This is a genomic window from Providencia stuartii (genome assembly GCF_029277985.1).
GTDB classification, from domain to species: domain Bacteria; phylum Pseudomonadota; class Gammaproteobacteria; order Enterobacterales; family Enterobacteriaceae; genus Providencia; species Providencia zhejiangensis.
The window spans coordinates 2,931,562-2,946,757 of record NZ_CP119546.1 but is presented as its reverse complement, the minus strand read 5'-3'; the positions used below and the strand labels follow the sequence as shown (position 1 = coordinate 2,946,757).

Annotated in this window: 13 protein-coding genes and 3 tRNA genes; 7 read left to right on the top strand and 9 right to left on the bottom strand. The window is 39.2% G+C overall.

Translation table 11 applies throughout. The features are described from left to right. Positions 1 to 86 precede the first annotated feature (86 nt). Entirely contained in the window at positions 87 to 1,112 is a 1,026-nt protein-coding gene (locus tag P2E05_RS13130; RefSeq protein WP_272657460.1) for a nickel/cobalt transporter, read from the bottom strand. Further along, positions 1,103 to 1,738 carry a DUF1007 family protein gene (locus P2E05_RS13125; RefSeq protein WP_154623003.1) on the bottom strand — a complete coding sequence of 212 codons (636 nt, stop codon included), beginning with the start codon at positions 1,736 to 1,738 and terminating at the stop codon, positions 1,103 to 1,105. The genes P2E05_RS13130 and P2E05_RS13125 overlap by 10 nt, the downstream gene beginning before the upstream one ends. A 268-nt stretch (positions 1,739 to 2,006) precedes the next feature. Here P2E05_RS13125 and P2E05_RS13120 point away from each other — a divergent pair, with 268 nt between their 5' ends. Beyond that, entirely contained in the window at positions 2,007 to 3,053 is a 1,047-nt protein-coding gene (locus P2E05_RS13120; RefSeq protein ID WP_272657459.1) for a rhodanese-related sulfurtransferase, read from the top strand. Between the two features lie 31 nt (positions 3,054 to 3,084). On the opposite strand, the gene P2E05_RS13115 is transcribed toward P2E05_RS13120, so the two are convergent. The 5 genes from P2E05_RS13115 to P2E05_RS13095 all read right to left on the bottom strand — a co-directional run bounded on the left by P2E05_RS13115 (position 3,085) and on the right by P2E05_RS13095 (position 6,040). Next, on the bottom strand, positions 3,085 to 3,678 hold the full coding sequence (locus tag P2E05_RS13115; protein ID WP_163862390.1) for a LuxR C-terminal-related transcriptional regulator: 594 nt from the start codon (positions 3,676 to 3,678) through the stop codon (positions 3,085 to 3,087). Positions 3,679 to 3,926: 248 nt separating this feature from the next. After that, positions 3,927 to 4,181: a biofilm formation regulator BssS gene (gene bssS, locus P2E05_RS13110; RefSeq protein ID WP_154635662.1), complete on the bottom strand. Its 255-nt coding sequence runs from the start codon at positions 4,179 to 4,181 to the stop codon at positions 3,927 to 3,929. A gap of 212 nt (positions 4,182 to 4,393) precedes the next feature. Further along, positions 4,394 to 5,443: a dihydroorotase gene (gene pyrC, locus P2E05_RS13105; RefSeq protein ID WP_154624502.1), complete on the bottom strand. Its 1,050-nt coding sequence runs from the start codon at positions 5,441 to 5,443 to the stop codon at positions 4,394 to 4,396. 185 nt (positions 5,444 to 5,628) lie between these two features. After that, a tRNA-Asn gene (locus P2E05_RS13100) sits at positions 5,629 to 5,704 on the bottom strand. A gap of 260 nt (positions 5,705 to 5,964) precedes the next feature. Next, a tRNA-Asn gene (locus P2E05_RS13095) sits at positions 5,965 to 6,040 on the bottom strand. Positions 6,041 to 6,260: 220 nt separating this feature from the next. Between P2E05_RS13095 and P2E05_RS13090 the strand changes: the two genes are divergently transcribed. Together P2E05_RS13090 and P2E05_RS13085 are read left to right on the top strand one after the other, a co-directional pair. Then, a complete protein-coding gene (locus P2E05_RS13090; RefSeq protein WP_163862383.1) occupies positions 6,261 to 7,976 on the top strand; it encodes an arylsulfatase in 1,716 nt (571 codons plus the stop codon). 12 nt (positions 7,977 to 7,988) lie between these two features. Beyond that, the gene (locus P2E05_RS13085; RefSeq protein WP_154624498.1) at positions 7,989 to 9,164 is read left to right on the top strand and encodes an anaerobic sulfatase maturase; all 1,176 of its coding nucleotides are present in this window, start codon (positions 7,989 to 7,991) and stop codon (positions 9,162 to 9,164) included. 49 nt (positions 9,165 to 9,213) lie between these two features. Here P2E05_RS13085 and P2E05_RS13080 read toward each other — a convergent pair. Both P2E05_RS13080 and P2E05_RS13075 read right to left on the bottom strand, forming a co-directional pair. Then, positions 9,214 to 9,289, bottom strand: a tRNA-Asn gene (locus P2E05_RS13080). A 122-nt stretch (positions 9,290 to 9,411) separates the two neighbouring features. After that, a complete protein-coding gene (locus tag P2E05_RS13075; protein ID WP_154624497.1) occupies positions 9,412 to 9,930 on the bottom strand; it encodes a YlaC family protein in 519 nt (172 codons plus the stop codon). 471 nt (positions 9,931 to 10,401) lie between these two features. Between P2E05_RS13075 and cspE the strand changes: the two genes are divergently transcribed. The 4 genes from cspE (at position 10,402) to mgtA (ending at position 14,862) form a co-directional block, all read left to right on the top strand. Continuing rightward, on the top strand, positions 10,402 to 10,614 hold the full coding sequence (gene cspE / locus P2E05_RS13070) for a transcription antiterminator/RNA stability regulator CspE (protein ID WP_008911725.1): 213 nt from the start codon (positions 10,402 to 10,404) through the stop codon (positions 10,612 to 10,614). Between the two features lie 106 nt (positions 10,615 to 10,720). Continuing rightward, the gene (dsrB, locus tag P2E05_RS13065; RefSeq protein ID WP_195848191.1) at positions 10,721 to 10,912 is read left to right on the top strand and encodes a protein DsrB; all 192 of its coding nucleotides are present in this window, start codon (positions 10,721 to 10,723) and stop codon (positions 10,910 to 10,912) included. A 395-nt stretch (positions 10,913 to 11,307) separates the two neighbouring features. Beyond that, positions 11,308 to 12,006: an MgtC family protein gene (locus P2E05_RS13060; protein WP_272657458.1), complete on the top strand. Its 699-nt coding sequence runs from the start codon at positions 11,308 to 11,310 to the stop codon at positions 12,004 to 12,006. A gap of 153 nt (positions 12,007 to 12,159) precedes the next feature. After that, complete coding sequence (mgtA, locus tag P2E05_RS13055) at positions 12,160 to 14,862, top strand: magnesium-translocating P-type ATPase (protein WP_272657457.1); 2,703 nt, start codon at positions 12,160 to 12,162, stop codon at positions 14,860 to 14,862. Positions 14,863 to 15,196: the final 334 nt, after the last annotated feature.

Below are 15,196 nucleotides of genomic sequence, written 5' to 3'. Positions count from 1 at the left end.
TTGACATTGCGCTTACGATGTAGCTACCTCATCGTAACTTCGGCAGATGCCAAGGAGGGGGAGCCCTCCTTTTTTTCGCATATTACTCAGTGTATTCGAGGCGTAAGTAAAGGTGAACTCACTTCATTGAGTGTTAAGCTTTGGTACATCAAGACACCTAACAAGATAAACACAATCCCAGCACATAAGCTAATCGCTATTCCCCAATACGGCGAAAAAAGGGGACTGCGCGTTTTCGTTATCCGCATTGCGCTATCACGCATAAAATAGACAAAACAAGCGATTAAACAAATCGTTAAGGCTGTTCCCATTGCCATCGCTAGGGCGGCAAGTACTCCCCACAGATAAACGCCTATTACTGACGAAAATAGCAAAACAAGTATCGCCCCTGAACAAGGGCGTAGCCCCATAGAGAGCACGACAAGGATTTGTGTACGTATACTCGTTTGTAATTGACTACTTGAAACAACGTGTTGATGACCACAACCGCAAACAGCATCCGTGGAAAGTGTCGGTTTAAGAACGGCGCCATGGCTTAGTTTCGATGGTGAAATTGTGTGTATTTTCCATACAGATGCTGGGCGTCTTTGAGTGGTTTTATACCACTGGTGAATCGCCTTTAAACAGAACAAAAAACCGAGCAAGATGACGAATGCATAGCTGAGTTTTTCACTGTATAAGCTGACTATATTGAGGTGGCGGGTGGATAATTGGAAAACGACTAAGATAACGGAGACGAGGACAACCGCCACACCACCTTGTAACAGGGAGGCCAGTAAACTGAGTAGGACACTCTGTTTTAGGCGAGTTGGTTGTGTTGCAATATAAGTACTAATAATCAATTTACCATGGCCAGGGCCAACCGCATGTAAAAAGCCATAGAGAAAGCTGACCGCGACAAGTAAGCTTCCTGCTTGTAAAGGGGCTCGTTGAGTTGATTGCAATAACTCAGTCAGAGAAAGATTTAACTGACGTTGCCAAGCAACACTGGTTTGTAACCAAAGGGGCCAGTACTGGTAAATTTGATAAGCAACAGCGCTAAGAGTTACGAATAATAAGAGACTGATGACAATTTTGGGGCGTAAAACTTGAGCTAATCGACTTATTGGCATTGTATTTTTACCTTCTGAGCAAATTGCAGCCCTAAGGTTGTGTCCTCTTCAGGTGTCTGATTAATATCAAGTGAATAAGCATAGAAACGTAATTCGTCAGACACGTTAGGCTCTTGCAAGGTGAGGTGGCATGATGCGGCATTAAGCGCTTGTGGGGCAATCACCGATTGCTGATTGGGGTAAGTCATGCTGACAAAAAAGGTGGGGTCATAGGTCATGAACTCGATATTTGAACCTTTTATCGCGATAGGCTGTTTCAAAACCATGCTAAAAGAGAAAATTAGTTGCAGCCCTTCACGGCGTAATTGGTAATGGCTCGGTATTGTGTGGAAGGCCACTTTTTTGCCTTGCGAATAAAAATCGGTGAAATAGTCTTGAGCTAGAATATTTGCCATAAGCGTTGCTGCCTGAGCTTTCCATTTAGGGTCATCTTCCTTACTATTTTTCAGTTCATAAGCAATATCAGCGGACGTCATGGGATCCATTTTCCAAGTAAACGTTAGGCCAATAAATTGCTGTTGCTTGATATCTGGCACTACTTGCATATCGATAAAGCTATGAGGATGAGAAATACTTTTTGCTGTGAATATTAAACAGAGAACAAGAAGCAACGCTTTGAATTTCATAGGCGATCTATGTTAATGAGTCGGATTGAGTAAATAATGTCAAATTTTAATGTTATAATGTAACTTAATTTCACGTTGAAATAAACTCATCTATTACGGTAAGTTTCCCTTTTGTATTACTGAAAAACAAAACCCCTTAACATTAGGGGTTTTTTATTAACAAAATAACAGCGATAATATTGGCGAATGAGCTCGTGTGGACACTTCGTGGACACCATCTGATTTTAAGCTTTAACGATGAGTTAGTTACAAAGGAAAAGAGAACACCATGCCAGTGTTACACAATCAAGTTTCGAATAAAATTCTTAAAGAACGTATGTTGGCTGAGACTGAGCCGCGAACAACGATTTCTTTTTATAAATATTTCAATATCCAAGATCCGGTCGAGTTTAGAAATGATTGGTATGTGAAATTCAAAGCACTTAATGTGTTTGGGCGAGTGTATATTGCTAAAGAAGGTATCAATGCGCAAATCAGCATACCTTCATCAAAGGTTGACGCACTACGCGAACTTATTTATCAGACTAGCCCTGAATTAGATGGCTTACGCCTTAACATTGCTATCGACGATGACGGAAAATCTTTCTGGGTACTTCGCATGAAAGTTCGTGATCGTGTGGTTGCTGATGGTATTACAGATGATTCGTTTGACGCTTCAAAGACGGGACAGTATCTCAAAGCGGAACAAGTGAATGAGATGATTGATGATCCAAACACTGTTTTTGTGGATATGCGCAACCATTATGAATATGAAGTAGGCCATTTCGAAAATGCACTGGAAGTGCCATCTGATACTTTCAGAGAGCAACTACCAATGGCTGTTGACATGTTGCAACAACAAAAAGATAAAAACATTGTCATGTACTGTACTGGTGGGATCCGTTGTGAAAAAGCTAGCGCATACATGCTGCATAATGGCTTTAAAAACGTCTACCATGTTGAAGGTGGTATTATTGAGTATGCGCGTAAAGCGAGAGAACAGGGTTTACCTTTGCGTTTCAAAGGGAAAAACTTTGTGTTCGATAACCGCATGGGAGAGCGTATCACTGATGAAGTATTAGCGCATTGTCACCAATGTGGTGAACCTTGTGACTCACATACTAACTGTCGGAATGATGGATGCCATTTATTATTTATCCAATGCCCATCTTGTGCTGAGAAATATGAAGGCTGCTGTAGCGCTGCATGTACTGAAGAAATGAAATTACCTGAAGAGCAGCAACGTGCCCGCCGAGCAGGCCGTGAAGTCAGCAATAAAATATTTAATAAATCACGTCATCGTTTAGAGGATGGCTTATTAAATAGTGATGATTAATTTTTAAAAAAGCCCTATGTAGGGCTTTTTTTTAATAGAGATATTTAAAAATATTATAAATAAAGAAAAGCTCTATACGATTTTTAACATACACTTTTGTGACGATATGCCTCTTTTGTGAATAAACCGTACTATTACTGATCCCCAATTTTTTAGATATAAGGTGATTAGGTGTTTCATTCATCCAACTATTAATAATGCACTGTTCTTTTAATGTAAATATTGATGAGTTTGATTTATTTGTTAGTTTTATTGTTTCCTTGATATGTTCTGAATCATTAATCACTTTATCTAAAGTAGGAATAATGATTTTTTTAGACATAATAAAATAGTTGTCCTTTAATAGTAATGGCTTGTCTGATATTGGGTAGGTGGCATTGATATAAATATAAAACCTTGTTTCATTCGATGATGTTAAAAGTTTTTTTAGTGATAAGCAATAATTAGAGTGATGGCAATAGTAAGTTAAATTCACAAGGACTATTGTCGGCTTGGTGTCATTAATACAACTAATCGCTTCATCAATACACCCCACACTGATAAATTCTAATTTTTTATTAGATGATAAATATTCAGTAATGCCAATTCGAGTATAATAACACTCATCAATCACTAGTATTCTCATAAGGAACATCCTTGTTCGAAAAGAATATTACAATAAATTGTAAGGGATATTAAAGTCAATAAACTAATGATAAAAAATAATTAATTTTGTTTGTTTTTGATAATAAATCGAAAATAACAATTATCAATTTTATGCTATTAATATTAACTATATTAAATATAAAGATTGAATCTATTTAAATTAAGAATAAGAAGGCATTGAATGTGCTAATGGATATTGGGGATAAACCCGAATATCCATTACTTTCTCTAGTGCGTTTTAAAATCTGGTTCTACATAATCACCAGATTCTATTTTATCGATACCGGCTTGTAGAATATTAATCAGCTGCCTTGCTACATCGGTTGTTAACCACATTGTCTTGTCAACAACAGCACTTTCACTATTTTCACTTTTTTCTGGCAAATAATGCAAACGCAGCATCATTGCATCATAGGCATCAACGGTACTGATGTCCCAACCAACAACAGGGTGGGTTTGAATCACATCATTTTTTCTATTCATAGACACCTCCTAATCATACTACGTGATAAATACATATCGATAACTGACTAAGGGCGAGATACTCATAACGAGTATCACTTAGTATAAAAGGATTTTGTCATTTGAAAAGAGGAAAGTCGTTTTTTTTGCATCTAAATGACAGATTATGCAAAAAAGTCACAGAAAAGGGATTAATAGACTAACGGGAAGTGATTAGCTTCCCGTCAAAATGATTAGCTAACAACGCGTACAGACCAAGATACATCTTCATCAGCGAGAAATGGGATCAATTTATCATGACCGCAATCAATCGATGAGGCAGTGATATTTTTTTCTTTTGTTAATTGGATAAAGCCCTCATTAACAGGAAGATTATAGAACTTAGGCCCATTTAATGAGCAAAAGGCTTCAAAATGTGCCAGTGCACCGAGTTCTTCAAATACCGTTGCATAAGCTGCGAGTGCGGTCGGTGCATTAAATACGCCCGCGCAACCACAAGATGACTCTTTACGATGTTGTACGTGAGGCGCCGTATCGGTCCCTAAGAAAAAGCGCTCATTACCAGATGCAACGGCTGCACGTAGTGCTTCTTGATGCACATTACGCTTTAAAATAGGTAAGCAATATAGGTGAGGGCGTACACCACCCACTAACATGTGATTACGGTTAAACATTAAATGTTGCGGTGTTAATGTTGCAGCTAAATAATTGTCTGCCTCTTGTACATATTGAGCAGCTTCTTTTGTCGTGATGTGCTCAAACACAATTTTTAATTTAGGAAACCTTTTTCTGAGTGGTTCCATGACTTGCTCGATAAAACGCGCCTCGCGGTCAAAAATATCGATATCACTTGAAGTGACTTCACCATGGATCAATAGTGGCATGCCAACTTGCTCCATTGCAGCAAGTGCTGAATAGATATTTTTGATATCAGAAACACCATGACTTGAATTGGTTGTCGCATTAGCAGGGTATAACTTACACGCTGTAAATACCCCTTCTTGGAAACCACGAATGAGTTCATCGGCATTCGTCGTATCGGTTAAATAACAAGTCATTAATGGCGTAAATTGATGACCCACAGGAACCGCTTGCATAATGCGTTCACGATAGGCTTTAGCCATTTCAATGGTCGTAACTGGGGGGACAAGGTTTGGCATGACAATGGCACGACCGAAAAACTGACTAGTATAGGGCACTACAGTTTTCAGCATATCACCATCGCGAAAATGAACATGCCAATCATCTGGGCGGCGGATCGTTAAAGTTGTTGCAGTTGTCATGAAACCGGCTCCATAAAGGGGGAAATAGAGTAATGAGCAAGATGCTCAAGCCGGAGCAGAATAATAAAACGAAAACGATAAAATAGCTACGCTAATTGACAATTATCTTGAAATATAAGCGTTTTCAATTTGGATTTATCATAAAGGAAAAAACAGGGAGTGTACTAAAGGTAGGTGAATTAAGTTGGCTCCTCCAGCTGGACTCGAACCAGCGACATACGGATTAACAGTCCGCCGTTCTACCGACTGAACTATGGAGGAACTCCTTAAAGCGAGAGAAATAGTAGCGTTACTGGATCGAAATGTCAAAGAAGAAACGGTAAGAAAAGTTTGATTGCTTGTTCTGTGATCGAATTGCTGTAAGTTTCATCGAATAGGGCATGGTAACGTGCTTTCGAGGGGGGAAAGACGTGATGAATAAACGACGATAGTAGTGAAAAATAGTAGTGAAAAATAGTGATAGGAAAAGCGAGGTTATCTTCAAATAGCAAAAGCCCGCTATAAAGCGGGCTTTTTAAATTTGGCTCCTCCAGCTGGACTTGAACCAGCGACATACGGATTAACAGTCCGCCGTTCTACCGACTGAACTATGGAGGAATTGCGATGTTCCTGAGAACGAGGCGAATATTACCCATCCTATTGATGCTTGTAAAGCATAAATATGAAAAAAATTGCCAAGTGATTGCTAAATAAACAATATGGCGGTTATGTCAGCAAAAATAGGACCAATAGGTATCGTACCTAAGAACGATAGTCATTGATGAAAACTATATTTAACGTTAAAGCTACAAAAAATTAACAATGAGAGTGAGCTTGAATGAAAAAAACACTGTTAGCTGTCGCTTTAACCTCTGTGATTTCTAGTACAACATTTGCTGCGCCTATTGATAAGCCTAATGTTCTGATCATCATTGTCGATGACATGGGATATTCTGACATTAGCCCATTTGGAGGGGAAATCCCTACGCCAAATTTACAAGAAATGGCTAATCAAGGTGTTAGGATGAGTCAATATTATACCTCTCCAATGTCTGCGCCTGCGCGCTCGATGCTGTTGACGGGGGCAACCAACCAACAAGCAGGAATGGGGGGAATGTGGTGGTATGAAAATACGGTAGGGCAACCCGGCTATGAGCTGCGTTTAACCGACCGTGTGGTCACTATGGCGGAGCGTTTCCAAGATGCCGGCTATAACACCATGATGTCAGGTAAATGGCATTTAGGTTATACCAAAGGAGCAAGGCCAACGGATAGAGGTTTTAATCAAGCATTTGCATTTATGGGAGGTGGAACCAGTCATTTTGATGATGCGATGCCACTTGGAACAGTTGAACGTTTTCATACTTACTATACGTTAAATGGCGAAAAGACATCATTGCCGAGTGATTTTTATTCAAGTAAAAATTATGCGCAACAACTTGAACAATGGATAAAAGAAACGCCGCAAGACCAACCTATATTTGCTTACCTCGCTTTTACTGCCCCGCATGACCCCATTCAAGCGCCTGACGATTGGATCAGTAAATTTGATGGAAAATACGATGAAGGATTTGGCAAAGTTTATCGCCAACGTATAAATAGACTCAAAGAATTGGGCATTATCAATGATAAAACCCCCATGCCCAATTTGGATTTAGATAAAGAATGGCAGCAGTTAACGCCTGAAGAAAAGCGTTATGCTGCGAAAACAATGCAAGTATATGCTGCAATGATTGCCTATATGGATGATCAAATTGGCGGTGTCATAAATACATTAAAGGCCACTGGTAGAGAGAAAAATACCATTATTATTTTTGCTACGGATAATGGTGCTAATCCCGCTTCTGGTTTTTATTATGAATCGGATCCGCAATATTGGGAACAATTTGATAATAGTTATGAAAACCTTGGTCGTAAGAATTCATTTGTATCTGTTGGGCCTCACTGGGCAAATGTGAGCAATGCTCCTTATGCAAATTTCCATAAAACAACCAGCGCGCAAGGTGGAATTAATACTGACCTGATTATTACTGGCCCTGGTATTGGCAAAAAAGGCAGTATTGACCATACCCCGATGGCTGTTTATGACATCGCTCCAACGTTATATGAATTTGCAGGTATTGATGCAAATAAACAAATTAAAAATATCCATCCATTACCGATGTTAGGCACAAGCTTTAAATCCCATTTCCTAGGTGAAAGCACGGTTAATCCTCGACATTTATTTGGTGTGGAATTACATAATCAAGCTGCATTAATTGACGGGGATTGGAAATTAAGACGTTTAGTGAAAGGTTCGTCAAAAGCGGAAATGGCGCCTTGGCAGCTCTTTAATTTAAAAGAGGATCCACTAGAAACACATGATTTAGCGTCGAAATACCCTGAAATTGTAAAAAAATTAGAGGCGCAGTATCAACAATTTGCTGAGACGGGCATGATTATCGAGGCTAAAGGCGAAGCGATAGATTATATCGGCGTCGATGAATCAACGGGGCATTACATTGGTATCGATCCTAAAACGAACCAACGTATCGAGTCGAAAAAGGGGCAGTAATAGGAGGATAAAATGAAAATTGCGTTTTATGATCCACCTGTCGTTGATAAAAAATCGGTCAGATCGGCGATTCCTTTTCATATTTTATTAAAGCCCGTTGGTTCGGGCTGTAATTTAAAATGTGACTATTGCTATTATCCACAAAATAATGAGCAAAAAGCGGCACCGATGATAAAGGATATGCTGGAGCCTTTTATTAAAAATTACATTGCATCCCAGCCCATCTATACCAAAGAAATTAATTTTGTCTGGCAAGGTGGGGAACCTCTACTCGCAGGATTAGATTTTTATAAACGAGCGATGTCCTTACAACAAAAATATGTGCCTCAAGGTGTCCGCATTATTAATACATTGCAAACAAATGCAACGTTATTAACGCCGGCATGGTGCCGTTTCTTTAAACAGCATGATTTTATCATTGGCGTTAGTCTTGATGGTCCAGAACATATTCATAACCGCTATCGCCATGACAGACGCGGTAATAACGGAAGCTATCTGGCTGTGCTACAAGGCATTAAATTACTGCAACAGTTTGCTATTGAATTTAATATATTAACCGTTGTTCATGATGGGGTTGCTCATTTAGGCAAAGAAATTTATCTCCATCTGGTTGAGCTTGGCGCTCATTATATTCAATTTCAGCCCTTGATGTTAGAAGGAGATGCGATTAACCAAGGGTTTACCTTAAGTGCAAACAACTGGGGGCAGTTTTTAAGTTCAGTGTATCGACAGTGGCAGGCGTCGGCGCATATTGGCAAAGTCTTTGTAATGAATATCGAACAAGTATACAGCCAATATTTTACCCATGTAAGCACAAGCTGTGTTCATTCGGAGCGCTGCGGCACGAATATGATGATGGAAACAAAAGGTGAAATTTATGCTTGTGACCATCAGGCAAATAAAAGTCATTATCTTGGCAAATTTAATGGACAGCAGGGATTCAGTGAATTTGTCACTTCTGCTATTTCGCTCCCTTTTGGACAAAATAAAAGCCGCCGTAAAGAATGCCAGCAATGTGCGGTGAAAATGGTGTGTCAAGGTGGTTGTCCCGCGCATGTAAACCTATTAGGTCGCAATCAATTATGTGAGGGATATTTTGCTTTTTTTAGCTTGGTGTTAGAGCCGATAAGGCAATACCAGCGAAATGCGCAAGGTGTGCAGCGTTGGCGTAATGCTATGTTGAAATAAAACGAACATTAATAGCAAAAAGCCCGCTATAAAGCGGGCTTTTCAAATTTGGCTCCTCCAGCTGGACTTGAACCAGCGACATACGGATTAACAGTCCGCCGTTCTACCGACTGAACTATGGAGGAATTGCAGTGTTCCTGAGAACGAGGCGAATATTAACGATATCGCCTCAGGCTGTCAACGATAAAAACACAAAAATAATTCGTTTGGTTACGGGCTGTGCATTATGGTTGATTTTTACTCTAGCTTATTGATATTGCGCTTTATTCTGAGTCATTAATGGTGTTTCTACTCGTGTAGGAACTTCCGGATAGGCAATATGATAAATATCATAAAATGAAACCATCCCTTTAAGTTCGACCAAACGTGTAATTTCTTGTTTGATTGCACTACTAACATCATTCGAATCAAGGATCTTTTGAATCGAGGTATCAGAAACTTTCTCGGTTACAAACCATTCACCGTTATAGCAAACGCGTAAGTCAAGGACACCGATATCTTCAAAACGATATACAGGTTTAATATCAAATAGCAGAACAGCCGCTAAAATGATAAATAATGCGGTAAAACCAAGCATCCAGTACAACCCAAAATAAGGGGCATAGAGGACTAAAATCGCTAATGGAATATAAGCGGCAACCATACCGATACATAAATAGGGATGGTTAGCGATAAATTGACTGTTGAAGTACGGCTTACCATCACGCTTTTCGCTTTTATTGATAGTGTCCAAATCTTCGATAAGTATTTTTTTAATGATATCCATGGTGTGATAGCTCTCTGTAAGACATCTATGCAATGAAGAGTATCATGCGTAAGTCGAATTGTTATATATCAGTTACGAAAAAAATTGAGTGTAATTGTCACGGCATAAGAATTATCTTATTGATAGCGTTTGGATTGACTCAATAATTCTTTCAATCTATCAACAAAATGCGAAAAAATTGTTAATTTAATAGCGTGAAAAGTGACGTAGCCTAAAAAACAGCGTTTTTTTCAGGGGAATCTCTATAAAATAGTTGCTATTATCCTTAACTCATGAGTTAATGGTCATCGGCCTGTTTAGCAGTCCTATTTGATGTATGATTACTGAGTTAGTGTGTTCTAAAGAAGAAAGTTATCCCAGATAGCCTTTGACCGTGACGCTTCATCTTGGTTTTTTCCTGATTAAATAGCTGACTCTGGCCCATATATGCCGAAAAGGCAAGTTTTTTTGATGTTATATAGGAAAAGTCAAATGTCCGACAAAATGAAAGGTCAAGTTAAGTGGTTCAACGAGTCTAAAGGCTTCGGTTTCATCACTCCTGCTGATGGTAGCAAAGACGTTTTCGTTCACTTCTCTGCCATTCAGGGCGCTGGTTTCAAAACTCTGGCAGAAGGCCAGCAAGTTGAATTCACCATTGAAAATGGTGCGAAAGGCCCAGCAGCTGCTAACGTAACTGCAATCTAAGCTTAATTGCTTAACTGATTTTCTAAAGCCCGTCATTTTTAATGACGGGCTTTTTCATTCCCGCTACACTAGGTTTCAGTACACTTTTACTGGAGACCGCCATCTGATGAAAATTAATGATCGTGTTTATGTCAAAACTGACGGCCAAGAACGACGTGAAGGCAAAATATTACTCATTGAAACTTTTAATGAAGGCATAATGTATTTAGTTTCTCTACCTGAATACCCAGGTGGTATCTGGTTTTTTAATGAAAAAGAAGGGGGAGATGGGATATTTGTCAGTCCCATAGAAAGCTAATTATTATGAAATATTATTTTAAAGCTTTACTTCATAAATAACGCAATCTATACTTCTTGCAAATTTCGTTAGGAGATAATTACTTGGACAGTCAGAGTTGTAATAAAAATTTAATTTTATTGGCAAGTAATTAATTATTCCTTCTATTAACTGCTTGCCGCGATGGTGGGCAGTATCAAGCGTTGACTCTCTCGATACTCCTTAATTAAATAACTATTGTTTATCAATAGGTTGTATTTTTTGTGAGTAAAGGTCATGAATCTCTATTTCTATTCATTATTTCCTCCAGGTAATAGCCTATAACGTTGAATAATTATTTTATTATTCATGCTTAAGGCTAGGTGAAATATATTTTACCTATTTTTATTATCCAATTTATTTTTGGAGGGATCATCATGTTATTTACTCCCGATATTTTAAATTTAGTTTTCGCAATGTGCTTAGGTGCTTTAATTGGTGCGGAACGTCAATGGCGTCAGCGCATGGCGGGTTTACGCACAAATGCGTTAGTCGCAACAGGGGCTGCCGTATTTATTTTGAGTTCGGTCACCACCTCACCTGATAGTCCAGGAAGAATCGCAGCACAAGTTGTATCTGGAATAGGTTTTCTGGGAGCCGGGGTTATCATGCGTGAAGGAATGAATATTCGTGGTTTGAATACGGCGGCCACACTTTGGTGCTCTGCTGGTATTGGGGTGTTATGTGGCCTCGGGCAGTACTCTTTAGCGACGATGGCTACGATGCTTATCCTTTGTGCCAATATTCTACTGCGTGAAGCGGCACAAAGAATTAATAAACAACCACAAACCCAAGCGCTTGATGTTGAACAACGTTATAAAATTCGTGTGATGTGTCATCAAGACGATGAAATCTTAGTTAGAACATTAATTTTACAAGCAATAAATGGATTACATATCCGGCTGCAATCATTAAGCAGTGCCGATACGCTTAGACCGGAACAGTTAGAAGTTATTGCTGAATTTTTAGCAACACCGGCGGAGCAAAAAGAAATTGAAGCATTGGTTTGCCGGATCAGTATTGAACAGAGTGTCAGTGCAATTAACTGGAAAGTGGCATCAGAGCTATCAGCCTAATGCTGAATAATTATTAACTAAAGGAGCCGAAATGGACGATCACCCTCCGTCATGGAGTAAAAAATGGGAGCTATCTAGCTATGAATAAATAATTTATTTTCAGTTAGATAGCGTTCAATTAGCACGGTAAATACCGTATTAGAGATAAACGTTATGACTGAAATCAGGCATCCGCGCAAAAGTGCCAAGACCACTGCGCGCCAAAAATATATTGTTGGCGAACAAGCCAACAAAACAATGGAACAAGTGCTTAATGAATATCAAACTAATTTATTAGGTTTGACAGATAATGAGGCACTCGATCGATTAGTTGAACAGGGCGAAAATGAAGTTGCCCATGAGAAAGCCCCTCCAGCGTGGAAGCAACTCCTCTCCTCATTTAAAAATCCTTTCATTTTTGTCTTAATGACATTGGCAATAGTGAGTTTTTTCACTGACTATTTCATCCCTGAACGCCAAGGTGAAGAAACTGATTTAACAGGCGTTATTATTATTGTCACCATGGTGTTATTAAGCGGATTATTAAGGTTTTGGCAGGAATATCGAACCAATAAGGCTGCTGAAGCGTTGAAATCCCTTGTTCGTACCACCGCAACGGTGTTCCGTCGAGACAATAAAACAGGGCGTTCAGTACGCAAGGAAGTTCCCATCAAGTGTTTGGTTCCAGGAGATATTGTCTTGTTATCTGCTGGGGATATGGTTCCAGCAGATCTAAAACTGGTTGAGTCTCGCGATCTATTTATTAGTCAGGCGATATTAACTGGGGAGTCGATACCAGTAGAAAAATATGACACGCTGGGGGATGTCAGTGCGAAAAGCATTGATCCCATCTCACCAACCGAAAATGAATTGTTGGAAATCTCTAATATTTGTTTGATGGGAACCAATGTGACCAGTGGAACAGCGAGAGGGATCGTTGTAGCAACGGGCGCAAAAACCTATCTTGGCTCACTGGCCAAATCGATTGTTGGTAGTCGTGCGCAAACGGCGTTTGATCGTGGAGTCAACAGCGTTAGTTGGTTACTCATTCGCTTTATGTTGGTTATGGTGCCTATTGTTTTACTTATTAATGGTTTTACAAAAGGTGATTGGTTTGAGGCAACGTTATTCTCTCTGGCTGTTGCGGTTGGCTTAACGCCTGAAATGCTACCTATGATTGTCAGTTCAAATCTAGCCAAGGGCGCAATTGCCATGTCTAAACATAAGGTGATTGTAAAAAGGCTCAATGCGATTCAAAATTTTGGGGCAATGGATGTACTTTGTACTGATAAAACAGGCACATTAACGCAGGATAGGATTATTTTAGAGCATTATTTAGGAAGTAACGGCGAAAAAGATAATCAAGTTTTGCAACTGGCATGGTTGAATAGTTTTAACCAAAGCGGTGCTAAGAATATGATGGACCAAGCGATCATTCGGCGCGGCAGAGGAAAAAATGCAATAGAGCAATTGCGTGCTTATCAAAAAATTGATGAACTTCCCTTTGATTTTATTCGTCGTAAGCTCTCTGTATCGGTGAGGACCCCAGCAGGAGAGGCACTATTAATATGTAAGGGTGCAGCAGAAGAGATGCTTGCTGTATGTACGAGTTATCAACACAATGGTCAATCTCAGCAACTTGACTCCCAAGCGAAACAACAGATTACCGAATTAGTCAGTGATTATAATCGACAAGGTTTTCGCGTGTTGCTATTGGCCACTCGCTCACTAAATAGTGATGAAGCCAGTTTGCCACTTTCTGCCGTTGCGGAACAACAGTTAGAATTGCGTGGTATTTTAACGTTTCTTGATCCGGCGAAAGAAAGCGCAATTTCAGCGATTGCAGCTTTACGTGAAAATGGTGTGACCGTAAAAGTATTAACGGGTGACAACGCCATTATTACGGAAAAGATCTGTCACGATGTAGGTTTAAATGTGAGTGAGATTATGGCTGGCCTTGAAGTTGAGGCTATGTCAGATACAGAATTAAAACAGAAAGTTGAGCAAGTCTCGGTATTTTGTAAGCTAACACCATTACAAAAGTCCAGAATTTTAAAAATATTGCAAGCCAATGGTCATACCGTGGGTTTCTTAGGTGATGGAATCAATGATGCACCGGCATTACGTGATGCAGATGTGGGGATTTCCGTTGATACAGGAACTGATATTGCAAAAGAATCTGCTGATATTATTTTGTTAGAAAAAGATTTAATGGTATTGGAACAAGGTGTGATTAAAGGACGAGAAACCTTTGGCAATATCATTAAATACCTAAATATGACGGCAAGTTCTAACTTTGGTAACGTATTTTCTGTTTTGATCGCTAGCGCCTTTATTCCATTCTTACCGATGTTAGCGATTCATCTATTAGTACAAAACTTGTTATATGATATTTCTCAACTGGCTTTGCCTTGGGATAAAATGGATAAAGAGTTTTTAAAACGTCCACGCAAATGGGATGCAAAAAACATAGGCCGTTTTATGGTATGGATAGGTCCTACATCATCCATTTTTGATATTACTACCTTTGCTTTGATGTGGTACGTTTTCCAAGCTAATAGTGTTGCTCATGAAGCATTATTCCAATCAGGTTGGTTTGTTGAAGGGCTATTATCACAAACCTTAGTTGTTCATATGTTACGTACGCAAAAAATACCGTTTATTCAAAGCACTGCGGCGTTACCCGTCTTATTAACCACAGGGTTGATAATGGCGCTTGGTCTTTATATTCCGTTCTCCCCATTCGGTGAATGGATCGGATTACAACCATTACCAATAGAATATTTCCCTTGGCTGGTGTTAACGTTAGTCAGTTATTGTGTTGTTGCACAGCTAATGAAGCAGTTTTACATAAAACGTTTTGGTACTTGGTTGTAGATAATTAAAACGTGGTAGTAAGGCTATTTTAATCGCCTTACTACTCAGCTAAATACAGAGATTAAAGCGTCATTTGCTTGTTTTGAAAGATAATAACAACAGGGTAGTCTTCATTCAATTTACTGCCTTGAACAGCTTTAATAATAACAGTGTATTTGTGACATATTTTTATACTGGGACATTTTTACTGAATACAGGATGATTATTAAAAATAATATGAGAAACATCTCTTCGATAGGGGGGTAGAATAGGCTTTGAGAAACTATTTTCTGGGTACTCAACAGTTCAGCATGATGACGCTATTTTTTATCATTATCGAATGGCCGATTTTCAG